Here is a 22,559-nt window from a genome sequence, read left to right as displayed (position 1 = left end):
AATTAATATCAGTTGATTATGCTAAATTTCGATTAAGTTTCATTTCATTTTTTACCTAAAAAATAAAGGTTAAGTTAAATTTTTTAGTTATTTAATCACCAGTTGATGAATTTACACTCAATTAATTTATCTTTGGTAAAGCCTTATATTAACTCGGGTATTTAGGTGGTGATTATTTTTTTCTAAGGTATTAATATTTTGTATCTATATGAATACATTGATTTTAAATTTTCATCTCTATTTTTATCATGTCATTCTCGCCTTTTTATTAAATAATTTAACTTACTTTAAAAATTTAATCGAAATATAGAAAAAACTCACCTATCGAGTATTTGCTGGTTAATTGTTCATAATTAATGTCGGGTCATTAACACTACTAATTTTAGTGTTTTTTTTATGCTGATTTTTTGCATTTTCATTTCTCACTATGATAGAGGGGTTATTTTTCATTTTGCTGTTTATTTGCTCTAATTAATTCATTAGAAAGAATATAAGGTTATTTTTTCATTTAACATTTGCCTATTTTTCAAACAAATTAATGTGAGTTAATAAAGTGTTAAATGAGTAAAAATATTTTTTTGATTGAGCGGTAAATAGATTAAGGCGAGGAAACTGGGTAGGGGATCATTGGCTAAAAATACCTCCCTTTTATCATTGTGTAACGATATAGGGAGGCGTTTCTGAGATTACTGGCTCAATGCATCAGCCACCGCTTTAAAGCGAGCGAACTTATCCCGCAGCTGCTGATGAGCAATAGGGTTAGGTTGATAGGCAGTGATTTTTGGTGTGCTTGAGGCAATCGCGGTATCAAACCCGGAATAATACCCAGAGCCGACTGCGGCACACAGCGCGGCGGCTTGGCAGCCTGACTGCTGAACATCAACCACTTCAAGAGGCAGATTACTGGCATCACAGAACATTTGCATCCACAACGCCGAATTGGTTGGTCCACCCGTAAAGCGGATAGCTTGAGTGCAGTTATCAATGCCAACAATACGGTCTTGATGCAGCAAATGAGAAAATACAATTCCCTGATAAATGGCGTAGGCAATATCCCCTTCAGTATGATGGGAGCTTAACCCAAGTAGCCCGCCATGCAGGTTACTGTGATAGTTAGAACCGTATAACCAAGGGAAAAACAGGATATCGTTTTGCCGTGTAGCCCCTTCGGCAACACAAGCATTGAGCACTTTGTAATCTTGCAAACGTTGGTCAAAAAAGTGTCTCGTGAACCAAGCGAGGTTACTGGCTGAGGTTGGGCTGCCTTCATGAACAAAATAGGTGCCTGGAATACAGTATTTGCCCCACACATAAGGGTAATCGGCAGGCATGATTTTGTCGAAAACCCGCGTGGAGATAGTCCAGGTTCCAGCGACGGCACTGAGTTTATCTTTTTGGCTAACACCCGATGACAGCGCTGCCCCCACCACATCGAAGAACCCGCCAAATACTGGGGTACCTTCTTTAAGACCGCACTCTTTTGCAGCATGGGTTGTGACGCAACCCGTAGACTGTGCGGAATTAATCACTGGCGCGAGTTTGTCATTGGCTTCTTCAATACCAAACAATTCACAGAGTTTAGAATCATAACTCGACGTTGTCGGGTTATAGAGTTGGCTTCCCGAAATATTGGTCTCTTCGCAAGTGAGCTGGTCAGTTAATCGATAACGAATATAGTCGTGAACCATTAAAACATAGCGACCATCGCGATAGCTGTCTGGCTCATATTGTTTTAACCAATTCAGCAGGGCGACGGGGTGCGATGCCCAAAGTTGCTGCAAACTCAGCGGATAGGCTTGTTCTGCGGTACCATTTTGATGCCATTGATCGACAATGGTTTGTGCGCGGGAATCCGAGGAAACAATGCCGTTTCTGACAGGCTTTCCGTGTTTATCCAGTAAATATAGCCCCTTTCCGTGAGAGGAAAAGCTGATGCCTGCGATTTGTGATGGCGACAACTGGCTTTTGGCGATGGCTTCACGGATCACGCCGCAGGTGACTTGCCATAGGGTTTCCATATTGCGTTCACTAAACCCAGCTTGCGGACTTTCAGTGGGAAAAGGGTGCTCAGCAACCACCAGCTCTTGGCCTTCAGGGCTGTAGATCCCAGCTTTGATCACGGAGCCCCCAAGGTCGACACCCATGAAAAATGTGCTCATTGTTGGCTCCTTAGTTTTCCCAGCCCGCTTGCTGCATTTTATCTTCAATCCAATGGCGCGCCTTGATGATTTCAATCAGCGGTTCATCGGCTTTTTCCGTCCACATTTCAATTAAGAAGGTACCGCGATAATTTAGCTGCTTAAGCTGTTTGAACAGAGCCACAAAATCTACGCACCCTTCGCCAAATGGCACATCACGGAATTGACCTTTGCAACTGTCTGTTACGGCGTAGGTATCTTTCAGATGCAGAGCAACAATATTTTCGATGCCTTTGGTTAACTCGGTAGCAACATCACTACCCCAAGCGGTTAAGTTACCGACATCAGGGTAAACTTGGAACCACGGTGAGCGAATTTTATCGGCAAGGGCTTGCCATTTAGTGATTGAATTCATAAAGGGTGTATCCATGATTTCGACAGCGCACATCACCTGAGAGGCGGCAGCAATTTCAGCGACCCATTGCATGCCTTCTTCAAAACGGGCGATGGTTCCTTCATCTTGCTCTTCGTAATACACATCATAACCCGCCAATTGAATGGTACGGATACCAAGGTCTTGAGCCAATTTGATGGCTTTTGTCATGAGTTCACGGGCTTTTTGACGCGTATTTTCATCATGGCTACCAAATGGAAAACGACGGTGACCCGATAGACACATAGTTGGAATGCGTACCTGCGTTTTTTGGATAGCAGCTACTAATTCAAGGCGTTGCTCCAAGCTCCAATCTAAACGGGCTAAGCGCTCGTCCGTTTCATCAACCGACATCTCGACAAAATCAAATCCTGCTGCTTTTGCGATAGCTAATTTTTCGGTCCAGCTACTGTGCTTTGGAAGGGCTTTTTCATAGATACCAATCGGATTTTTTCGTGAAATAGTCATCTTTATTCCCTGTAAGTTAATTTTGTACGGATGCTTTATTGAGGCGTTGATTACGGGTCATTGCACGTTTCGCACTCCATTTTTCTTTAAAGAATTTGAAGGCGAGAGCGAGGATCAACGTAATACCCCAAACCGCGAGATTGAAGTGTAGGCTGATGCCCAACAAGCTAAGCCCAGTCGCGATGACTTGCAGAACCAGCAAGGCGCAGAAGACGCGGCTGACTTTACCGACACCGCCGAATGGGTTTGTACCCCCCAGTACGATGGCTAAAATGGTCAGCAGTAAATAAGAGTCTCCATATCCCATACGAGCGGAGTTAAAACGTGCCATCATAATGAGCCCTGCCAATACGCACAGCAGGCTGGAAATGGTGTAAATCGCGATCATCACACGGTCGGTACGCACGCCACTAAACCACGTCGCATTGATGTTACTGCCGCTCATGTAAATATTTTTACCAAGACGGGTACGACCTAAAAACAGTGCCAAAATAATTGCAGTCACAATAAAGATAATCATGGCAATCGGCATACCAAAAACGGTGTCAGAGCCAATGGCGCGAACTACTAGCGGCATCCCACTAAGTGCGGCGCCTTTGGTAAGGTAAACGCCAATACCACTGATAATGGTCATGGAACCGAGAGTGACCAAAATCGGGTGAGCGCCAATATGGGAAATCATTAGCCCAGTTAAGCAGCCGATAATAACGGCGATAACCGTGGCACCGATTAACGCAAAGACTAACCACATTAGCTGTGTGCCCGTTCCCGCATCAACAGGCAAGTAATTGATAAATACCCAAGCCATAAATAGGCCAGTTAAGTTAGCAGTACTGATGATAGCGAGGTTTAATCCACCACTTAACATCGGGACAAACATGGCGAAGGTCAGAAGACCCAGCTCCGGCAACTGAAACGTAATACTTAAAAAAGTATTTTGGGTAAAAAAGTGCCCTGGCATGGCGATACTGAAAGCTGCAATGGCGACCAAAAAGATTGAAAGCAGTCCGATAACAGAGCCATCAATTTTAAAAAAATCTTGTTTTTTCATGGTGATATTCCTGTTAAACAAAGCCTACGTCCGTCTCTTTACGCTTTTTGTAGTGAGTAATACAAATCGCGATAAGAATGACCATACCGATGACGATATTGACGAAGTAGTTAGACACCCCGATCAAGTTCAGGCCATTTTTCAAGATACCGATGAGGAAAACCCCCATAAGCGTACCGATAACGCTACCGCGACCGCCGGATAAACTTGCACCGCCTAATACTGCCGCCGCCAACACATCCAATTCCCCACCAACCAATGCGCTTGGAACAACTTCACTCATGCGGTAGGTTTGCAGCATGCCGCCGATAGCAGCCATAGCACCGAGATAACCGTAAGCAAACAGATAAATCACCCAGACGCGAATACCAATACGTGAAGCCGATTCTTGGCTGCCGCCCACCGCATACAGTTGGCGACCAATATGGGTTTTGTTCATTAAGATCCACGTTAAAAACGCGATCCCTAACATCACTATCAATGGCAAACCAATTTGGTAATATTCACCATCCACTTCAAAAGGCAGGATAGTGACAGGATCCACCCACCAATCCGGTAAGTCATAGATACTGTGTCCATTGGTTAGCCACATCAGCATGCCGAACAGCAAAGATTGCATACTGATGGTGATAATGATCGACACCACATTGAGGGAGTAAATCAAAATCGCGTTGATCAACCCAAAGGTGATCCCGATGACAATCGCAAGGGCGATACTGAGGGTTGGGCTTTCGAGTAATCCTTGCAGTAAGAAAGTGGCTATCACATATTGGACAACCGAGGCAACGGCGGCGAAAGAGATATCAATACCGCCAGTGACCAGTACCACGAATAACCCCAGTGCAAAAATACCGGTGACCGCATAGCTTTCGCTTAAGTCGAGCAAGTTTTGAATAGTGAGAAATTGTGGGCTCATTAAGGTGAAAAATACCACCATGATGAGGATCACCCAGATAAGCCAGCCTTCAACAGACTGCGGACGAAGTTTTTGCCAATTAGCCATTGATGATTTCCTCCAATTGTTGCTCAGTCATGGAATCCGTCACAATTTCTTTGACGATAGATCCTTGCTTCATATGTAAAATGCGATCGCAGTTGTAGAAAGCTTCAGAGGCTTCATCGGTGATCAGTAAAATGGCGATCCCAACACCAGACAGTCGATGGATCAGCTTGTAAATACTGTCTTTAGCGCCGATATCGACCCCGACTGTAGGAGCATCGAGGATCAGCACTTTAGGTCGGGTCAGGATCCATTTGGCGAGCACCACTTTTTGCTGATTCCCGCCAGATAAGGTAGAGAGAGCATTGTTTGGGTCGGTTACTTTAATATCCAAATCTGTGATCCACTCTTGAACGATTTGCTGGCATTTTTGCTCATCAATCAGATGCAGAGGGGTTTTCAGGCGATCTAAAATCGAAATCACCATATTGTCAGCGATAGATTGCTGTAAAATTGCCCCGAGTGTCAGACGGTCTTCTGAGACATAGCCAATACCATGTTTGATGGCTTGGGCATTGTTTTTGAAGATAATTGGCTTGTCTTCGACAATCATTTCGCCGCTGTCAGGGCGGGTTATCCCAAACAGAGAAAGAGCAAGCTCGGTACGACCGGAGCCTAATAATCCGCATAGCCCCAGCACTTCACCGCGCTTTAACGACAGGGAAATATTCTGGTATTGCCCAGCACGGCTAAGGTTTTTCAGCTCTAAGACCGTGTGAGTTTCTTCTGCGTTATTGGGTAATTTGCGCTCATGAACAATATCAAGCCCTGTCATCAGCTCGGTGATTTTACGCGTGGTCAGGTCTTCTGCTGGCCATGTGCCCATTTTCTGGCCATCACGAATAACGGTAATGCGGTCAGAAATCTCTTTCACTTCCTCTAACCGATGGCTGACAAAAACAACGGTGATACCTTTGTTTTTTAAGTAATTTACGGTAGAAAGTAGCTGATTAACTTCAGTGCGTGTTAACGAAGCCGTTGGCTCATCCATGATCACTAAGCGAGCATCTGCCACCAGTGCGCGGCAAATGGCAACTTGCTGGCGCTGGGCAATTGGTAAAAACTGTACAGGGGTATCAGGGTCAATAGTGAACTCAAGTTCTTTGAGAATTTGTAATGCTTTTTCCCTCACTTTTCCTTTTTGAAACCAACCAAAATAACCGTTTAAATTCAGTTCAAAGGCGATATTTTCTGCCACGGTTAAGTTAGGAAATAAGGATAAGTCTTGGTAGATAACTTGCACGCCAAGCTCTCGTGCTTTGTCTGGCGTTAGGCGAGAGTATCGCTTGCCATCTATTTCAATTTCGCTACCTTCATCGGGAGCATAAACGCCGCTAATGGTTTTAATTAACGTACTTTTTCCGCAGCCATTGGTGCCCGCTAAACAGTGAACTTCACCTTTGTTTAGCGTCAAGTCGATATTGCGCAATGCACGATGACCACCAAAGCTTTTGGAAAGATCCCGTAATGTAATCAGTGGGGAGTTTTTTTCGGCTGTCATAGTGGAGTCCTGGTGTTGACTGTGTCGTCAGATTCAGAGTGGCAACAGACACCGCTATCAGACCTAAATAGGGTGCTGCTGTCACTTAAACTATGTGGAACAAAATAATACTGTTATCGTATTTTTATTATGTAGCGCGAACTTACAGACCGACTTCAACCAGCTTTTTGGTGTTTTCAATATTCAGGTTAACTGGGTTGTCGCTGAGGATCGTGTTGCCACTCACTTTGATCTCACCCATATCGCCGATGCTGACACCCGTTTTGATCTCTTCGCCATTCATCATTGCCGTCGCGACTTGAACGAAAACTTGACCAGCCACTTTCGGGTTAGAGATATAACCGCCGTCAATCGCGCCTTTTTCTAACAATTTGATACCTTGACCTGGCGTGAACGTACCGAAGACACAGGTTTCTGCGTTTTTACGGCGTTTGTCGATAGCGCGACCCGCACCGATAGGCCCTTGAGAACCAAACGACATGATGCCTTTCAGATCTTTATGTTTAGATAGCAGGTCGTTTGAGGTACGCATAGAATCATCAACGGATTCCGCGACACCAAAGCGGTCATCGACCATCTGCATTTTTGGATAGTGTGTTTTTTGGTAAGCGATAGCCGCATCAGCCCATTCGTTGACTAATGGTACAGTCAGGCTGCCGACGAACATGGCGTATTTACCTTCTTCACCCATACATGCTGCCATATCTTTCATATGGTTAGCGCCCATGCTTTGGGTATCCAGTAATTCGAAGTCCCAATCCGCATTTTTTTGATCTGGGGATTCGTGAGTAATCACTTTGATGCCCGCTTCTTGGGCGCGTTTTAACACTGGCTCAAGGACTTTTGCATCATTAGGAACGACGCCGATAACATCGACTTTCTTCGCGATTAAATCTTCAATTGCACGAACCTGTTCTGCTGGGTCGGCGGTGGTTGGACCCACTTGGAATGCATTAACACCCAGTTTTTTACCTTCTTCAGTGATCCCTTGCTCCATGACGTTAAACCAAGGAATTCCCCCCACTTTAACTACGACACCCATGGTAAAGGGTTTTTGTGCTTTCGGTGATTCAGCCATCGCTATGTTAGAAAACAGTGCGGCGCCCATTAAGCAAGGTAAAACTAATTTTTTCATATTCATTGTTATATTCCTCAGAGATGATGTGCAGATATAACCATGCTCATCAACATAGGGTTAATGTTTTGTTTAATCGGATAGATATAATTAATTTCTATTAATCGTTAATTTAATTAATAGATTTTCTTTACTGCCTGGTGTAATTCGGTTATTTAAAATAAAAACAAATTGCTTAATTTACTCACTTAGTTACGCTGCGATAATCATCGATATAAATACTCTTTATCACACTGAATACTATTTATCACATTCAATAATATTTAACTTTGGAAATACTTGTTTGAAATTTTTATCATTAAGTTTATTGGTAATTAACACGTTAATATCATTTAAGGTACAAACTTGGCTAAAAGCATATTGGTCTAATTTATTATTATCTGCTAATAACACACAATTTTCAGAAACCTGAATCATAATATTTTTTAATTTGGCATTAACTTCACTGCCATCTCGAACGCCAGTTTCAATATTGAATCCTTGGCATGATAGAAATAACGTTTTTATTTGAAAGCTGCGGATAATACTTTCAGAAATGGGACCATGAAAATCGTCATGGCGTTCTGAATATTCTCCACCAATACCAATGACACGAACACGGTCTCGGCATGCTAATGCTTGAATGATTTTGACGGAATTGGTGACGACCGTAATATCGATATCGGGTATTTGCCTTGCCAGAAACCAGCATGTGCTGCTGTTATCCATCATGATGCAGTCACCCGGCTGAATAAACTTCAACGCCGCTTTGGCGATTTTCATTTTCGCGTCTGGGTTTTCTTCCGTTCTTTTACGAAAGGATTCTGCACCATCCACCATTTGACTGAGTTTGACCGAAGAGGGCATCACGTTCAGTACTGGGCTTTCATCGTGCTCAGTGGCAACCGCGCCGCCAAAACTACGAATTAAACGTTTTTCACGTTCTAATGCCGTTAAATCTCGGCGAATAGTTTCTTGAGAAACGTGACAAAGCTGGGCTAAATCGCGCACTAATGCTGAGCCATGTTGAGAAACATGGGAGCAAATTAATCGGTGGCGTTCAGCTTGTAGCATCTCAAAACTCCTTTCAGCCCATGGCATTTATTATTTTTGTGACAAACATTCTTTCCGCGATAAACATTCTTTCCACGATAAACATTCTTTCCACGATAAATAGTGTGCCAGTGTTGAATTTTTTTTGTCGTGATTCGACTCATGTAATAACGGTTAGAAACAGACAAAACTATTTATAGTGCTAATCATCACGCTTATATGAAAAATATATTTTCATTTTCATTTTAATTGTTAATTAGATCACTAAATATGACGGTATATAGCCAGAAATAAAACAAAGAACTCATCAACTTTCACATATTCGGTCATTTTATTTAGGTGTATTTTTGTTTTAATTAGACCGAGTATGACCGAATGTGACCTAGTTATGTTGATTTGTTAATGGTTTGTAAAGTGTTGGGCTTTTTTATTCAGCTAAATCTGTTTACCTTAATAATCAGAACAACGTCTATTCATCGACAGTAAATAGAGAATGAAAGAGAACCTTGTCGTTGATATGACTCGCTATTTTCATATTGTATTCACGCCATCTTTATTACACCTGGGGAGGTAATCATGCTGGAGACATTAAAACAGCAAGTATTTGAGGCGAATCTTGAATTACCAAAACATAAGCTCGTGACGTTTACGTGGGGTAACGTCAGTGGGGTAGACCGAGAAGCGGGTTTGATGGTGATTAAACCTTCCGGGGTAGATTATGAAACCATGAAGGCGGATGACATGGTGGTCGTTTCATTAACCACCGGTGAGGTTGTCGAAGGAAAATATAAACCTTCTTCAGATACCGATACCCACTTAGCATTATATCAAGCCTTTCCTGAGATTGGTGGTATCGTTCATACCCATTCGCGACATGCAACCATTTGGGCACAAGCCGGCTTACCGCTAAGTGCATTAGGCACCACACATGCCGATTATTTTTATGGTGAAATTCCTTGTACCCGTAAAATGACAGAAAGTGAGATTGCGGGTGAATATGAGAGAGAAACTGGGCATGTGATTATTGAAACATTTAAACAGCTCGGAATTTCTGCAAAGGACATTCCCGCGGTATTAGTTCATAGCCACGGCCCTTTTGCTTGGGGTAAAGATGCTCATAATGCGGTACACAATGCTGTGGTGTTGGAAGAGATTGCTTATATGAATTTATTTACGCGTCAATTGACTCCTCAAATTGACGATATGCAGCAAGAACTACTGGATAAGCATTATTTACGTAAACATGGGAAAAATGCGTATTACGGACAAAAGTAGAGTTTATTTCTTTTTAAATACGTTATTTTAAGACTATTCATTTTATTGTTAATAAATTGATAAATTTATTTTTCATTTAATTGAAAGGTTTTAACTTGCTCAGTGTTCATTGAATGCCATACACAATTACCATATACAAATTATCTATAACAACAGCCACGGAAATATTATCGTGGCTTTGCCATGAAAAAATATTTTTATCAGGGTATAGGGTTAAATTGTAAGTCGGTTTAAACTGGCGCGGTGTATTGGTGATACTGAGTGGAAAGGACATGTCTAATCGAGTACTTTTTCTATTTTTGACCTTTTTCGTTAATTTTTTTTCTGTTTCACATGCTGCGGATATAAAAAATAATAATTTAATAATCAGTGGTTCAAAAGCTATCAATCTTGATAATTGGGAGCTTGTGGATATACCCCCAAAATTGATTCAGACAAAAGCGCCAGAGAATATTTTTGCTATTGTAGGCGGCGAAATGCGTATTGTTGGTGAAATTAATCCAGACAATGGTTTTTACGCCTATAGTCCAAATGGTGACTATAATGCCCTACAGTTTGGTAATGATTTCGCTTATGTTAAAAGCACTCAGATATCCAAAAAGAAGCCTCGAAATGTCCCTGAAGATGACCGTTTAAACGATCTTAAAAACCCAGTTTATGATTATCTGATTACGAGCCAAAAAACGCCAGTATTCAGTGCAACTGATGAAGATTCACGGCAAATCGCCTCCTTATGGGAAAATTTACGTTATCCAGTACTGGCTCGGATGATCAAAACGGATGAAGATGGGGACAAAACCTCATGGTTAACCATTCGTCTCGGTGATCGTCTGGGTTATGTTCGCTTGGGTGATGTAGCGATTGATAAAGGTATTCCTATTTTTACTTATCACCATATTCTCGAAGACAGTGAAAATAAAAACTTTCGTCATACTTCGACGACAACTTCGGTTGATGCTTTTCGTGAGCAAATGAATTACCTCAAAGATATGGGGTATCAAACATTATCACTCGAAGATGTGGAAGGTTATTTAAATAAGAATGCAAATTTACCAGGGCGTGCCGTGGTACTCACGTTTGATGACGGCCTTAAATCCGTTTATCGCTATGCGTTGCCTATTTTAAGAGATAACCAGCAACAGGCGACTCTGTTTGTCATCTCTTCGCGTATCAAAACTCAGCCACAAAAATGGGATCCAGATTCTCTGCAATTTATGAGTAAACAGGAAATTAAAGAGAGCCAAGATGTTTTCAACATTCAATCCCATACGCACTTTTTACATCGCTTAGATAATCGTAATAACCCGATTATCTTTAGCCGTAAAGAGCATACCATCATGCTGGATTTTAAACGTTCAATGAAAGCGTTGGCTAAATTCGAAAGGGACCAGCGTTATTTAGCTTACCCGTTCGGCGCCTATAACCAAACGGCGATTGATGCGGCAAAAGAAGCGGGCTTACATATTGCGGTGTCCACCATCCAAGGTAAGGTAAAGCTCGGTGATAACCCTTATGCCCTAAAACGCTTGTACGCCTACAGTACTGACCCGATTAGCAAATTTGCTTTAATGGTAGGTAATAGCGAGCAGGATGTGGTGAATAAGAACGTTGTCGTTGATAAATAGAAAGTTGATAAATAGAAAACTGAAAATAACGGCAGGTCAATAAAGCAGGGTGAGTCGAATAAAAATGGCTCACCCTGTTTTTTATTTATTTAACGCATTTCTTGCAGGTGTCATTCTGCACAATATCAAAGAAGTTATTGCCTTTATCATCCACTAAAATAAAGGCTGGCAACCCTTCTACTTCCATTTTCCATACCGCTTCCATACCTAGCTCTGGGTACTCGAGGCAATTTAAGCTTTTCACAAATTCTTGCGCCAAAATCGCCGCGGAGCCGCCAATGCTACCAAGGTAAAAACCACCGTGCTTTTTACACGCATCGGTCACGGCTTGAGTTCGGTTGCCTTTTGCTAACATCAACATGCTAGCGCCATGGGATTGGAATAGGTCAACGTATGGATCCATACGGTTACCCGTTGTTGGGCCTAAAGAACCCGACACCATATCTTCAGGTTTTTTCGCAGGGCCTGCGTAATAGACCATATGATCTTTAAAGTACTGTGGTAGCTCTTCACCATTATCTAAGCGCTCTTTGAGCTTGGTATGGGCGATATCGCGAGCGATGATCAGTGGACCACTGAGGGATACACGGGTCGACACAGGGTGTTTACTCAACTCGGCCAAAATATCTTTCATTGGGCGGTTGAGGTCGATATGAACCACGGTCCCTTCTGTCTGATGACGCATCGATTCAGGGATATATTGTGCTGGATTATGCTCCATTTTCTCTAGCCACAAGCCATCTTTGGTGATTTTTGCTTTGATATTGCGGTCAGCGGAGCAAGAAATGGCTAAACCGATCGGGCAAGAAGCACCATGGCGAGGCAAGCGAATAACACGCACATCGTGGGCAAAGTATTTGCCGCCAAATTGCGCACCAAAGCCGAGATGGCGTGACGCTTCTAATAACTCATTTTCTAGCTCAACATCACGGAACGCACGGCCATACTCATTACCTGTCGTTGGCAGGTTATCATAGTATTTTGCCGAAGCCAGTTTGGCTGTTTTCAGCGTGGTTTCTGCGGACGTACCGCCGATAACGAATGCGATATGATAAGGTGGGCAAGCGGTTGTCCCTAAGTTTCTCATTTTCTCAATTAAGAAGTTTTTCAACTTAGCCGGGGTCAGTGTTGCTTTAGTTTCTTGATAAAGGGCGGATTTATTTGCAGAGCCGCCGCCTTTGTTAACAAACAAGAAATGGTATTCATCACCCGTGGTGGCAAAAATGTCAAATTGCGCTGGCAAGTTCGTGCCTGTATTGACTTCATTGAACATATCCAGTGGGGCATTTTGCGAAAAACGCAGGTTTTCGTGTTGGAAAACGTTATAAATGCCTCGAGAGAGGTATTCTTCGTCATCACAACCAGTCCAAACTTGTTGGCCTTTTTTCCCGACGACGGCAACGGTTCCCGTATCCTGACAGTTTGGCAGAACACCTTTCGCAGAAATCTCGGCGTTACGCAGTAATTGCAGGGCGACATACTTATCATTCTCGCTCGCTTCAGGATCGTGCAAGATAGCCGCCACTTGTTTTTGGTGGGCAGGTCTTAAAAAAAATTGGGATTCATAAATTGCATGTTCAGCAAGAAAGGTTAAAGCCTCTGGCTCAATTTTTAACATTTGCTTCCCAGCAAATTGCTCTACGGAAACATATTTATCAGAGACTTGGTAATATTCGGTTTTATCCTCAGATAGCGGATAAGGTTCTTGGTAAAAAAACTCTTTATTAGCCATTTTGCTCACTCACATATTAATTTTAGCGGAAAATATAATAAATAAATTATTTATAGGCTTTTTATTCTAAATACCGCTTGTTTTGTCAGGCGGGATAATCGTTTATAGGGATAATAGTCTGAATGCAATTAGAATAATTACTCATTATATTCAAAGGGATGTAAAAGAAAATATGACTTTGGTTAAACTTTTACAAGAAACTAATATTCAAATTCAAAGTATGAAGCTAATCACATAAATTAATTATAGGTATTGAGTTTAACTATTTGTTATTCATGTTATCGCGGGGCAGTTAATTTAGATTTTATGCATTCAATTTTTCCATAAATACCTTAATGGGTTAGCGAATTAATGAATCATTTATGGTTGGTTAGCATTCTGGAGATAATAAATAAAATACAGAGTGAAAATAAAATAAAAATGGATTTTTATTATTACGTAAGCAAGTTATCGCAATCGATAGTTTGGTTTTGTTTTTTATTTAACGTATTGAATTTAATGTTATTTTAACGTTTATTTATTTTTTGGTTCTATAATGAAAAATGATAGATAAGCACAACGCTATGAAAAATATGGTTATGTCACTTATTTTTATCATAAATCACTTTTATTTGTTTTAAATTCATAGTGAAAGGCAAACAAAGTGTTGAAAATGGCTTTCAATTTTCATTAACAGTGTTTATTATGCAGCCCTTATTGTTTTATTAAAAATGGCGCTACTGGTTTTGGGCTTTGCTGGGGTTCTTCCTGGGGGCTTAACAGTCTTTAACGGTGGCGGTTCTATCTGCATTATTCCTAGGGATAGAGTGTATTATAAATGACTGAGACAACTTCTCTCACACCACTCGTCGAATTAAAATCTTTAAATAAAGGTTTTGATGGCAAACAAATTATTTCTGAGCTTGACCTCACTATCCGAAATGGGGAGTTTCTTACCATTTTAGGGCCTTCTGGTTGCGGTAAAACGACAGTTTTACGTCTGATTGCTGGATTAGAAGATGTGGATGACGGTCAAATTATTCTTGATGGTCAGGACATTACAGATATTCCTGCGGAACAACGTTTCGTGAATACTGTTTTCCAAAGCTATGCATTATTCCCACACATGACCGTATTTGAAAATGTGGCATTTGGTTTGCGCATGCAAAAAACACCCAAAGCGGACATTCAAAAACGGGTGGAGCAAGCCTTGCATATGGTGCAATTGGCGGATTTTGCAGAGCGTATGCCGAACCAACTTTCGGGTGGTCAACAACAACGCGTGGCAATTGCGCGTGCGGTTGTCAATCGTCCCAAGGTTTTGCTATTGGATGAGTCTTTATCTGCGCTGGACTATAAGTTGCGTAAACAGATGCAAAATGAGCTGAAAGCCTTACAGCGCAAGCTAGGGATTACGTTTATTTTTGTGACTCATGACCAAGAAGAAGCACTGGCCATGTCTGACCGTATCATTGTGATGCGTGAAGGGAAAATTGAGCAAGATGGTACACCACGTGAAATTTACGAAGAGCCAAAAAACCTGTTTGTTGCTCAATTTATCGGTGAAATCAATATTTTTGATGCAAAAGTGTTGCATCGTATTGATGAGAAACGTATTCGTGCCAACGTTGAAGGGCATGAATGTGATATTTTCACTGATTTACCGGTCACAGAAGGTCAGCATTTAAACGTCTTATTGCGCCCTGAAGATTTACGCGTTGAAGAAGTCAATGACGCCGATAATTATCCTGGGCTGATCGGTTACGTGCGTGAACGTAACTATAAAGGCATGACGTTAGACTCAGTGGTTGAGATGGAAGATGGCAAAATTATTATGGTCAGCGAATTTTTCAATGAAGATGACCCTGATGTCGACCACTCCCTTAACCAAAAAGTTGCTGTGACTTGGGTTGAAAGCTGGGAGGTAGTTCTGGATGATCATTCGTAAGCATAAAATCTTGCAGAATGTGATTATCACGGGCGTCGTCGCTTGGCTGTTACTCTTCGTCTTTCTGCCAAACTTAATGATCATTGGTACCAGTTTCTTCACACGCAGTGATACGAATCTGGTGGATCTGGTGTTTACTTGGGATAACTACATCCGTCTGTCTGACCCGATGTATGCTCAAGTGATGTTGCATTCATTGAATATGGCGTTAATCGCCACATTTTTCTGCCTCGTGATTGGCTACCCCTTTGCATTTATTTTGGCAAAGCTGCCTAAACGCATCCAGCCGCTAATGCTATTTTTGTTGATTGTGCCATTTTGGACCAATTCATTGATCCGTATTTACGGGTTAAAAGTGTTTTTAAGTACCAAAGGGTATTTGAATGACTTTTTGCTGTGGATTGGCATTATCGATAAGCCGATAAAATTGATGTATACCCCAGAAGCGGTGGTATTGGGTTTAATCTATATCTTGTTGCCATTTATGGTGATGCCGCTCTATTCCAGTATTGAAAAGCTGGATAAATCCTACTTGGAAGCGGCACGGGATTTGGGTGCCAATAAATGCCAAACTTTTGTGAAGATTATTATTCCATTGACCATGCCGGGAATTATTGCGGGTTGCTTATTAGTGTTGCTGCCAGCAATGGGGCTGTTCTATGTGGCGGATTTAATGGGCGGGGCGAAAAACTTGCTGATTGGTAACGTCATTAAGAGCCAGTTCTTGAATATTCGGGATTGGCCGTTTGGGGCGGCAACCAGTATTTTCCTCACGGTGATGATGGGACTGCTGCTGTATGTGTACTATCGAGCTGCTAAGCTTTTGAATAAAAAGGCATATGAAGAATGATAGGACGTATTTTGCGTGGTGGCTTTATGACCACCATCTACGCGTATCTTTATATTCCAATCATTATCTTGATTGTGAACTCATTCAATGAATCGCGTTTTGGTATTCAGTGGCAAGGTTTTTCGACCAAATGGTATGAGTTACTGAGCAATAATGACAGCCTGCTTGAAGCCGCAGGGCATTCATTAACCATGGCGGTGCTTTCGGCGACGTTTGCGACAATTATCGGCACATTAACCGCCGTTGCTCTCTTTCGTTATCGTTTTAGAGGCAAGCCATTTGTGGGTGGAATGCTGTTTGTGGTGATGATGTCCCCCGATATTGTCATGGCGATTTCATTGCTGGTACTGTTTATGATCCTCGGCGTTTCATTAGGTTTTTGGTCGCTGTTATTTTCACATATCACCTTCTGCCTACCTTTTGTGGTGGTGACGGTATACGCGAGGCTGAAAGATTTTGATGTGAAAATGTTGGAAGCGGCGCGGGATCTCGGGGCGGGGGAATTTACCATTTTACGGAAAATCATTCTGCCATTAGCGCTGCCCGCGATTGTAGCAGGGTGGCTGCTGAGCTTTACCTTATCAATGGATGATGTGGTGGTTTCTTCCTTTGTGACAGGGCCAAGCTATGAAATCTTACCATTGAAAATTTACTCAATGGTTAAAGTGGGGGTCTCCCCAGAAGTGAATGCGCTGGCAACAGTCTTGTTGCTGATGTCGCTGGTTTTGGTTTGTTTAAGCCAGTGGGTTATGCGCGATAAACACGGTAAAAATGCTGTCGCGAAGTCATCAAAACGTTAAGTTGTACTTGGTGGGTGTCATTGGGCACCCAATCTTTCCATGCCATCAGGCGAGAGGGTAGGCTTTAACTGAGCCTATGAAGATAGATAAAAAGCACTTTGTTGAGGGAAAATCAGTGATGAAAAAATGGTCCTATCTGCTAGCTGCAGGTTTAATGGCTGCAAGCATTGGCACGGCAACTGCCGCTGACGATAACAAAAACGTACTGTATTTCTATAACTGGACAGAATATGTTCCCCCCGGTTTATTAGAGCAATTTACTAAAGAAACTGGGATCAAGGTGATTTACTCCACCTATGAATCCAATGAAAGCATGTACACTAAATTGAAAACCTATAAAGAAGGGGCTTACGATTTAGTGGTGCCATCGACTTATTTTATCGACAAAATGAGCAAAGAAGGCATGCTGCAAAAGATTGATAAGACAAAACTGCCTAATTTTAAAAACCTCGATCCCAATCTTACTCATAAAGAGTTCGACCCAAATAACGATTATTCAGTGCCTTATATTTGGGGCGCAACAGGGATCGGAATCAATGGTGATGCAGTTGATCCTAAGTCCGTCACTTCATGGGCTGACTTTTGGAAGCCTGAATACAAAAACAGCTTACTGATGATGGATGATGCCCGCGAAGTGTTCCAAGTGGCACTGACAAAACTCGGTTACTCCGGCAATACCACGGATCCAAAGCAGATTGAAGAAGCTTATAACGAACTGCAAAAATTGCGTCCAAATATTCTGGCATTTAACTCAGACAACCCTGCCACCCCGTATATTGAAGGTGAAGTGGATGTCGGTATGCTGTGGAACGGTTCGGCATTTGTGGCAAGACAAGCGGGCTTGCCGATTGAAGTTGTCTGGCCAAAAGAGGGGGGGATTTTCTGGATGGACAGCTTAGCTATCCCTGCCAATGCGAAGAATGTAGAAGGTGCGCACAAGCTTATCGATTTCTTATTGCGCCCTGAAATTGCAGCGCAAGTGGCGGAGTCTATCGGTTATCCGACGCCAAACTTAGAAGCGAAAAAATTACTTCCGACGGAAATCGCCAATGACCCATCTCTGTACCCATCGGAAGAGGTATTGGAAAAAGGGGAATGGCAAAGCGATGTGGGGAATACCAATATTTTGTATGAGGAGTATTTCCAAAAGCTGAAAGCAGGACGTTAATCTCGATTCTGTTTGGCAATTGTTATATAAGGCATCACGTTGGTGATGCCTTTTTTATATGCAAAATCAGTGGTTAACTGGCACGATTATGGATAACAAATTTGGCAAAGTTATCTGCCCAAGGCTGTAAGAAATCCTTACTTTTCGGGGAAATAGTATCTTGCTCATCCACCATGCCGTCATACCATTTTAAATAACACTCAGGTTGATTCATCGTCGGCATATTGAGAAATGCCAGGCTATTGCGTAAATGTTGTTGGGCAATTGCGGTGCTAATATTACCAATTGAAACCCCTAATACCCCCGCAGGAATACCATCCCATGAATTATCTCCCCAAGGACGTGAACCTTGGTCAATTGCATTCTTTAATACACCTGGCATTGAGCGGTTATATTCCGGAGTTGCGAAGATAATACCGTCTGATGCTTTGATTTGGCTCTTAAAACTCGCCACTACCGCAGGAACATTTTGGTCGTCTTCTTGGTTATAGAGAGGTAAATCGGCAATGTTGATAAATTTAAAAGTGAAATTAGCTGGGAACAATTTAGTGATGGCTTTAGCGACTTTTAGATTATAAGAGTCTGCACGTAAGCTACCAACAACCACACCGATATTATACTGATTGGACATAATCAAAGCCTCTTCTTATGTTGTGAAACTACAACGAATCTGCATATTTTCTTTGGAATAGGAATTTCTTTAATAATTTAGCATAATAAAATTTATTAAAAATGAATTAAGTTAAATTTAATTTTTTCAATTGTAAATGGCAGGAAATTGATTACGTTGTTTGTTTATATTTTAAAATTAATTTTGTAATTTTTGGTGGCTAAAAAAGAATACTGTGACATCAATTCCACTATTCGTATTTAATTCTTCTCAATATTCTCTTCATTGACACGAGTCAAAATAGAACATACCGACTGGTCGGTATTATTCACCCCTATGAACACACTCGTGCACCCAAGAAAAAAAGATCCAATCAAACGACAAGAAGAGTTGCTAAAGGCAGCTAGGATAATCGCTGGTCGAGACGGTATTGCGGCACTCTCGCTTAATGCTGTCGCCAGAGAGGCGGGTGTGAGCAAGGGGGGATTGATGCATCATTTCCCCAGTAAGCAAGAACTTATTCATGCGTTGTTTATTCAGCTATTAGACATTATGGATGTGCGTATTACTGCCATTATGGCGAATGATTCTGATCCTTATGGGCGATTTTCTCGCGCCTATTTGCACTACGTTGGCGAGCTTAAAGACTCCGATGAAAGTTTTCAGCTCGCACTTTTATCATTAGCTATGCCCACAGAACCGGTGTTACGCAAATGCTGGCGTGATTGGATGTTAGGGCATCTAGCCCAAGGTGATGCATTTGATAATGGCTATTTGGGGGCTTTAGTGCGCTATGCCGCCGATGGACTGTGGTTATCTGCGTTAACGGAAGGCCCTACATTATCGAGCCAAGAACGTAACGCCATCATTCAGCGGTTAACACAAATTTCGTTTGAAGAAATGGGTTAGTTTTCCAAGGGAAAATACGTCTAAACATACAATGAGGCGATAATGAAATATAAGATCAATGCCTTCATTATTTATGATGCGGTTGATGGCACTTTATCTTTAAAAAAAGATAACGTAGATACTCAGCTGTCTATTACGGCTAATGCACTATTATTTTATTTGATTCAAAAAAAAGGCGTAGTTTCTCGCGATGAAGTGCTTAAGGCGGTTTGGGATGATAACGGTTTGGTTTCATCAAACAGTAATTTAAACCAGTATCTCAGCTTGTTAAGGAAAACATTTCGACAATACGGTATTGAAAATATTATTGTCACCGTCGCACGTGGGCGCTTAGAGTTTAATTCTGAGATTTTATTGGAATTACTTGATGAAGAGACGCTCAATACCACTCACTTATTAAATAACCTGAGTGAAATACAAAAAGCCGAAGTGGTTCTGGCGCCTTCTTTAGAGACTAAACCTACCGAATCTCCATCTGAAAAGTTACCGCATTCATTACCAAAACAGAAACGTGAAATTTGCTGGTATCTAGCCAGTGCGGCGTTTTTATGTTGTTCCATTTTATTGGCGACGATGAGCTATTTTTCATCTCAACCCTCCGCGCCAATGATTTTGCCAACGTTAGAACATACCCGCTGTGATGTGTTATCTAATGAAAAAATGATTAACACTTTCGTTGCTGATAACTATGTGCAAAATTTTGATAAAGTTAGGAAAAATTTAAATTTGGCGTGTAATGATAAGGAGCGTTTTGTCTTCTTTTATGGGGATAAATTACAAAAAAATGGTTTAGGGCGCGTCTTTCTCGCCCATTGCGCTGCCAATGAATCTAACCCATTCAGTTATTGTGATAATTATTTTTATTATTCTTGGAAGCCACAATGAAAATATCGGGAAAGCTATTATGTCTCGTGAGTGCGCTGATCTTCGCGTGTGTCGTGATTTATACACAGTCAGTTGTATTGACTAATAAAAATTCCGATCAAATGGCGTGTTCAACTAAGGGGATTATGCGTTTTGAGAACATGAAGGATGAAAACGTTAACGGTAATATTCACTTTAATTTTGGGGGGAACGGTGAAGGTTCTATTGTTGTTGAGGGATATACGACCTCCAATGCCGGATGGCTTTATTTACAACGATATGTCAAATTCAAATATACCAGCAAACGTATTTCGCCAACTGAACGACACTATAATGTTAGCCACTGGGAAGCCAGTGCTTCCTCGATTGATGAATCCCCTAATGTGATTTTTGATTATTTTATACGGGAAATGTCAGATAGCCATGATGGCTTATTTATTAATGTTCAAAAACTCAATGATAAAGCGCTACTCTTGAGTTCAATTAATTCCCCTTTATTTATCTGTACGCCTAAATAATAAAGTGTGCTTGATTGATAGCACAGGTAGATTGGGCGTTTATCCACACATTCATTCCTATTGGTTTACTGCACAACGTTAACGAGCAAGTTGATACGGCTTTTACTACATTAACAGTGAGTTTACTGCATGGTACTCAGTACTATCGCGCGGTGTGTCTCGTAAAACATAGCAATTTCCTTTCTGCTTATATTCTTATCTTCGCATCTCTCATTAGCTTATGGCTCGGGCGTGAGGCAAACCACACTTATTATTGACCAAATTACCTTCTCGCATCAGCTCAATCACATCTTGTTAACCATTTCGCCAATAAACCTGTTATCCGTATTTATGGTTTTTCCTGCCACCAGATAGATACGTGAATTTTCCAGTTTATTAGCATGGAAACGTGAATTGACTGTCTGTTAATTATAAATTTCAGGTTTTTATTCTAATTATCTTGACTTTATGGATTTATATTTTGTTTTATTTTTGGGTGGGTATAGTGATTTTGAAGCCAAAAGCTGCGTTCAATTAATCACCACGCAGACTCAATTGGCATAAATGTTTACTCACAGTTAAGAGGTATCAATGTTCTGGAACATGGCTCTTAGGTGCTGCGGGTAGAGAAAAACGTAACGGCTTCCTTGGAGGAAACAACAATGGGTGATGCATTAGGACTTATTGAAACAAAAGGTTTGGTGGCTTGTATTGAAGCAGCTGATGCAATGTGCAAAGCCGCTAACGTCGAGCTAATCGGCTATGAAAACGTGGGTTCTGGTCTCGTGACTGCCATGGTGAAAGGTGATGTTGGCGCAGTAAAAGCGGCAGTAGATTCCGGCGTTGAATCTGCGCAGCGTGTTGGTGAAGTGGTGACATCGTTAGTCATCGCCCGTCCACATAACGATATCAACAAAATCGTAATTAAACATAAAGCATAGCGTTTTCGGGGGAAATATGGGTGATGCATTAGGTCTTATTGAAACACAAGGACTGGTTGCTTGTATCGAAGCGGCTGATGCGATGTGTAAAGCCGCTAACGTGGTGCTGATTGGCTATGAAAATGTGGGCTCAGGACTCGTCACCGCCATGGTGAAAGGGGATGTTGGCGCGGTTAAAGCGGCGGTTGACTCTGGCGTTGAGTCTGCATCTCGCATTGGCACCGTCGTGACCTCTCTGGTTATCGCTCGTCCACACAGCGACATCCAGAAAATTGTCTCTCAGTATAAAGTCACAGAATAAATAGGAAATTTACTTATGAAAGAAGCTCTTGGCTTAATTGAAACCAAAGGTTTAGTGGCGTGTATCGAAGCTGCTGATGCAATGTGCAAAGCCGCTAACGTCGAGCTAATCGGCTATGAAAATGTGGGCTCAGGACTCGTCACCGCCATGGTAAAAGGCGATGTGGGTGCTGTTAACGCTGCGGTTGAATCCGGTGTCGAAGCTGCGAAGCGTGTTGGCACCGTGGTGACTTCTCGTGTGATAGCAAGACCACACAATGATATCGGCAAAATTGCGCAGCAGCACAAAGCTTAATCATTAGA

21 protein-coding genes are annotated in these 22,559 nt (G+C 41.8%); 12 read left to right on the top strand and 9 right to left on the bottom strand.

Annotated elements, in window-relative coordinates; translation table 11 throughout:
• Positions 1-686: 686 nt before the first annotated feature.
• The 7 genes from LDO51_RS03975 to LDO51_RS03945 all read right to left on the bottom strand — a co-directional run bounded on the left by LDO51_RS03975 (position 687) and on the right by LDO51_RS03945 (position 8,779).
• Positions 687-2,159 (bottom strand): FGGY-family carbohydrate kinase, encoded by a 1,473-nt coding sequence (locus tag LDO51_RS03975; RefSeq protein ID WP_225576442.1) that lies wholly within the window; start codon positions 2,157-2,159, stop codon positions 687-689.
• A gap of 10 nt (positions 2,160-2,169) precedes the next feature.
• Positions 2,170-3,039 carry an L-ribulose-5-phosphate 3-epimerase gene (locus tag LDO51_RS03970; protein ID WP_225576441.1) on the bottom strand — a complete coding sequence of 290 codons (870 nt, stop codon included), beginning with the start codon at positions 3,037-3,039 and terminating at the stop codon, positions 2,170-2,172.
• A 16-nt stretch (positions 3,040-3,055) separates the two neighbouring features.
• Positions 3,056-4,090 carry an ABC transporter permease gene (locus LDO51_RS03965; protein ID WP_225576440.1) on the bottom strand — a complete coding sequence of 345 codons (1,035 nt, stop codon included), beginning with the start codon at positions 4,088-4,090 and terminating at the stop codon, positions 3,056-3,058.
• 13 nt (positions 4,091-4,103) lie between these two features.
• Positions 4,104-5,093, bottom strand: a complete 990-nt coding sequence (locus LDO51_RS03960; protein ID WP_036949223.1) for an ABC transporter permease — start codon at positions 5,091-5,093, stop codon at positions 4,104-4,106.
• Positions 5,086-6,591, bottom strand: coding sequence for a sugar ABC transporter ATP-binding protein (locus tag LDO51_RS03955; protein WP_225576439.1), 1,506 nt, complete (start codon positions 6,589-6,591; stop codon positions 5,086-5,088). The genes LDO51_RS03960 and LDO51_RS03955 overlap by 8 nt, the downstream gene beginning before the upstream one ends.
• Before the next feature lie 142 nt (positions 6,592-6,733).
• A complete protein-coding gene (locus LDO51_RS03950) occupies positions 6,734-7,726 on the bottom strand; it encodes a substrate-binding domain-containing protein (RefSeq protein WP_225577207.1) in 993 nt (330 codons plus the stop codon).
• 240 nt (positions 7,727-7,966) lie between these two features.
• The gene (locus tag LDO51_RS03945) at positions 7,967-8,779 is read right to left on the bottom strand and encodes a DeoR/GlpR family DNA-binding transcription regulator (protein ID WP_225576438.1); all 813 of its coding nucleotides are present in this window, start codon (positions 8,777-8,779) and stop codon (positions 7,967-7,969) included.
• 555 nt (positions 8,780-9,334) lie between these two features.
• Here LDO51_RS03945 and araD point away from each other — a divergent pair.
• On the top strand, positions 9,335-10,033 hold the full coding sequence (gene araD / locus LDO51_RS03940; protein ID WP_225576437.1) for an L-ribulose-5-phosphate 4-epimerase: 699 nt from the start codon (positions 9,335-9,337) through the stop codon (positions 10,031-10,033).
• 272 nt (positions 10,034-10,305) lie between these two features.
• Positions 10,306-11,658 (top strand): polysaccharide deacetylase family protein, encoded by a 1,353-nt coding sequence (locus tag LDO51_RS03935; RefSeq protein ID WP_225576436.1) that lies wholly within the window; start codon positions 10,306-10,308, stop codon positions 11,656-11,658.
• Between the two features lie 85 nt (positions 11,659-11,743).
• Here the strand turns inward: LDO51_RS03935 and LDO51_RS03930 are convergent, their stop codons facing one another.
• Positions 11,744-13,390 carry a fumarate hydratase gene (locus LDO51_RS03930; protein WP_225576435.1) on the bottom strand — a complete coding sequence of 549 codons (1,647 nt, stop codon included), beginning with the start codon at positions 13,388-13,390 and terminating at the stop codon, positions 11,744-11,746.
• An 817-nt stretch (positions 13,391-14,207) separates the two neighbouring features.
• On the opposite strand from LDO51_RS03930, the gene potA reads away from it, so the two are divergent.
• The 4 genes from potA (at position 14,208) to potD (ending at position 18,135) form a co-directional block, all read left to right on the top strand.
• Complete coding sequence (potA, locus tag LDO51_RS03925; protein WP_225576434.1) at positions 14,208-15,317, top strand: spermidine/putrescine ABC transporter ATP-binding protein PotA; 1,110 nt, start codon at positions 14,208-14,210, stop codon at positions 15,315-15,317.
• A complete protein-coding gene (gene potB, locus LDO51_RS03920; RefSeq protein WP_225576433.1) occupies positions 15,304-16,167 on the top strand; it encodes a spermidine/putrescine ABC transporter permease PotB in 864 nt (287 codons plus the stop codon). The genes potA and potB overlap by 14 nt, the downstream gene beginning before the upstream one ends.
• Positions 16,164-16,967, top strand: coding sequence for a spermidine/putrescine ABC transporter permease PotC (gene potC / locus LDO51_RS03915; RefSeq protein ID WP_036949236.1), 804 nt, complete (start codon positions 16,164-16,166; stop codon positions 16,965-16,967). Before potB ends, potC begins: the two co-directional genes overlap by 4 nt.
• A gap of 118 nt (positions 16,968-17,085) precedes the next feature.
• On the top strand, positions 17,086-18,135 hold the full coding sequence (gene potD / locus LDO51_RS03910) for a spermidine/putrescine ABC transporter substrate-binding protein PotD (protein WP_225576432.1): 1,050 nt from the start codon (positions 17,086-17,088) through the stop codon (positions 18,133-18,135).
• A gap of 73 nt (positions 18,136-18,208) precedes the next feature.
• Here the strand turns inward: potD and LDO51_RS03905 are convergent, their stop codons facing one another.
• Positions 18,209-18,766, bottom strand: a complete 558-nt coding sequence (locus tag LDO51_RS03905) for an NADPH-dependent FMN reductase (protein ID WP_225576431.1) — start codon at positions 18,764-18,766, stop codon at positions 18,209-18,211.
• 315 nt (positions 18,767-19,081) lie between these two features.
• On the opposite strand from LDO51_RS03905, the gene LDO51_RS03900 reads away from it, so the two are divergent.
• The 6 genes from LDO51_RS03900 (at position 19,082) to LDO51_RS03875 (ending at position 22,551) form a co-directional block, all read left to right on the top strand.
• Positions 19,082-19,654, top strand: a complete 573-nt coding sequence (locus tag LDO51_RS03900; RefSeq protein ID WP_225576430.1) for a TetR/AcrR family transcriptional regulator — start codon at positions 19,082-19,084, stop codon at positions 19,652-19,654.
• A gap of 42 nt (positions 19,655-19,696) precedes the next feature.
• The gene (locus tag LDO51_RS03895; protein ID WP_225576429.1) at positions 19,697-20,539 is read left to right on the top strand and encodes a transcriptional regulator; all 843 of its coding nucleotides are present in this window, start codon (positions 19,697-19,699) and stop codon (positions 20,537-20,539) included.
• Entirely contained in the window at positions 20,536-21,036 is a 501-nt protein-coding gene (locus LDO51_RS03890) for a FidL-like protein (protein ID WP_225576428.1), read from the top strand. Before LDO51_RS03895 ends, LDO51_RS03890 begins: the two co-directional genes overlap by 4 nt.
• Positions 21,037-21,677: 641 nt before the next feature.
• Entirely contained in the window at positions 21,678-21,956 is a 279-nt protein-coding gene (locus LDO51_RS03885) for a BMC domain-containing protein (RefSeq protein ID WP_004249182.1), read from the top strand.
• 16 nt (positions 21,957-21,972) lie between these two features.
• Positions 21,973-22,257, top strand: a complete 285-nt coding sequence (locus tag LDO51_RS03880; RefSeq protein ID WP_225576427.1) for a BMC domain-containing protein — start codon at positions 21,973-21,975, stop codon at positions 22,255-22,257.
• Between the two features lie 15 nt (positions 22,258-22,272).
• On the top strand, positions 22,273-22,551 hold the full coding sequence (locus LDO51_RS03875) for a BMC domain-containing protein (RefSeq protein WP_006658501.1): 279 nt from the start codon (positions 22,273-22,275) through the stop codon (positions 22,549-22,551).
• Positions 22,552-22,559 lie beyond the last annotated feature (8 nt).

It is taken from the genome of Providencia alcalifaciens (genome assembly GCF_020271745.1).
In the GTDB taxonomy this organism is placed as follows: domain Bacteria; phylum Pseudomonadota; class Gammaproteobacteria; order Enterobacterales; family Enterobacteriaceae; genus Providencia; species Providencia alcalifaciens_B.
This window is presented reverse-complemented; position numbering and strand designations above follow the sequence as displayed.

What these genes read in the sequence shown, in the direction of transcription:
- LDO51_RS03880 (WP_225576427.1), top strand. Translation starts at nt 21,973, where the DNA reads ATGGGTGATGCATTAGGTCTTATTGAAACACAAGGACTGGTTGCTTGT.
- LDO51_RS03945 (WP_225576438.1), bottom strand. Translation starts at nt 8,779, where the DNA reads ATGCTACAAGCTGAACGCCACCGATTAATTTGCTCCCATGTTTCTCAA.
- potD (WP_225576432.1), top strand. Translation starts at nt 17,086, where the DNA reads ATGAAAAAATGGTCCTATCTGCTAGCTGCAGGTTTAATGGCTGCAAGC.
- LDO51_RS03905 (WP_225576431.1), bottom strand. Translation starts at nt 18,766, where the DNA reads ATGTCCAATCAGTATAATATCGGTGTGGTTGTTGGTAGCTTACGTGCA.
- LDO51_RS03930 (WP_225576435.1), bottom strand. Translation starts at nt 13,390, where the DNA reads ATGGCTAATAAAGAGTTTTTTTACCAAGAACCTTATCCGCTATCTGAG.
- LDO51_RS03960 (WP_036949223.1), bottom strand. Translation starts at nt 5,093, where the DNA reads ATGGCTAATTGGCAAAAACTTCGTCCGCAGTCTGTTGAAGGCTGGCTT.
- potC (WP_036949236.1), top strand. Translation starts at nt 16,164, where the DNA reads ATGATAGGACGTATTTTGCGTGGTGGCTTTATGACCACCATCTACGCG.
- LDO51_RS03965 (WP_225576440.1), bottom strand. Translation starts at nt 4,090, where the DNA reads ATGAAAAAACAAGATTTTTTTAAAATTGATGGCTCTGTTATCGGACTG.
- LDO51_RS03900 (WP_225576430.1), top strand. Translation starts at nt 19,082, where the DNA reads ATGAACACACTCGTGCACCCAAGAAAAAAAGATCCAATCAAACGACAA.
- LDO51_RS03935 (WP_225576436.1), top strand. Translation starts at nt 10,306, where the DNA reads ATGTCTAATCGAGTACTTTTTCTATTTTTGACCTTTTTCGTTAATTTT.
- potB (WP_225576433.1), top strand. Translation starts at nt 15,304, where the DNA reads ATGATCATTCGTAAGCATAAAATCTTGCAGAATGTGATTATCACGGGC.
- LDO51_RS03890 (WP_225576428.1), top strand. Translation starts at nt 20,536, where the DNA reads ATGAAAATATCGGGAAAGCTATTATGTCTCGTGAGTGCGCTGATCTTC.
- LDO51_RS03895 (WP_225576429.1), top strand. Translation starts at nt 19,697, where the DNA reads ATGAAATATAAGATCAATGCCTTCATTATTTATGATGCGGTTGATGGC.
- LDO51_RS03875 (WP_006658501.1), top strand. Translation starts at nt 22,273, where the DNA reads ATGAAAGAAGCTCTTGGCTTAATTGAAACCAAAGGTTTAGTGGCGTGT.
- LDO51_RS03975 (WP_225576442.1), bottom strand. Translation starts at nt 2,159, where the DNA reads ATGAGCACATTTTTCATGGGTGTCGACCTTGGGGGCTCCGTGATCAAA.
- LDO51_RS03970 (WP_225576441.1), bottom strand. Translation starts at nt 3,039, where the DNA reads ATGACTATTTCACGAAAAAATCCGATTGGTATCTATGAAAAAGCCCTT.
- LDO51_RS03950 (WP_225577207.1), bottom strand. Translation starts at nt 7,726, where the DNA reads ATGAAAAAATTAGTTTTACCTTGCTTAATGGGCGCCGCACTGTTTTCT.
- potA (WP_225576434.1), top strand. Translation starts at nt 14,208, where the DNA reads ATGACTGAGACAACTTCTCTCACACCACTCGTCGAATTAAAATCTTTA.
- LDO51_RS03955 (WP_225576439.1), bottom strand. Translation starts at nt 6,591, where the DNA reads ATGACAGCCGAAAAAAACTCCCCACTGATTACATTACGGGATCTTTCC.
- LDO51_RS03885 (WP_004249182.1), top strand. Translation starts at nt 21,678, where the DNA reads ATGGGTGATGCATTAGGACTTATTGAAACAAAAGGTTTGGTGGCTTGT.
- araD (WP_225576437.1), top strand. Translation starts at nt 9,335, where the DNA reads ATGCTGGAGACATTAAAACAGCAAGTATTTGAGGCGAATCTTGAATTA.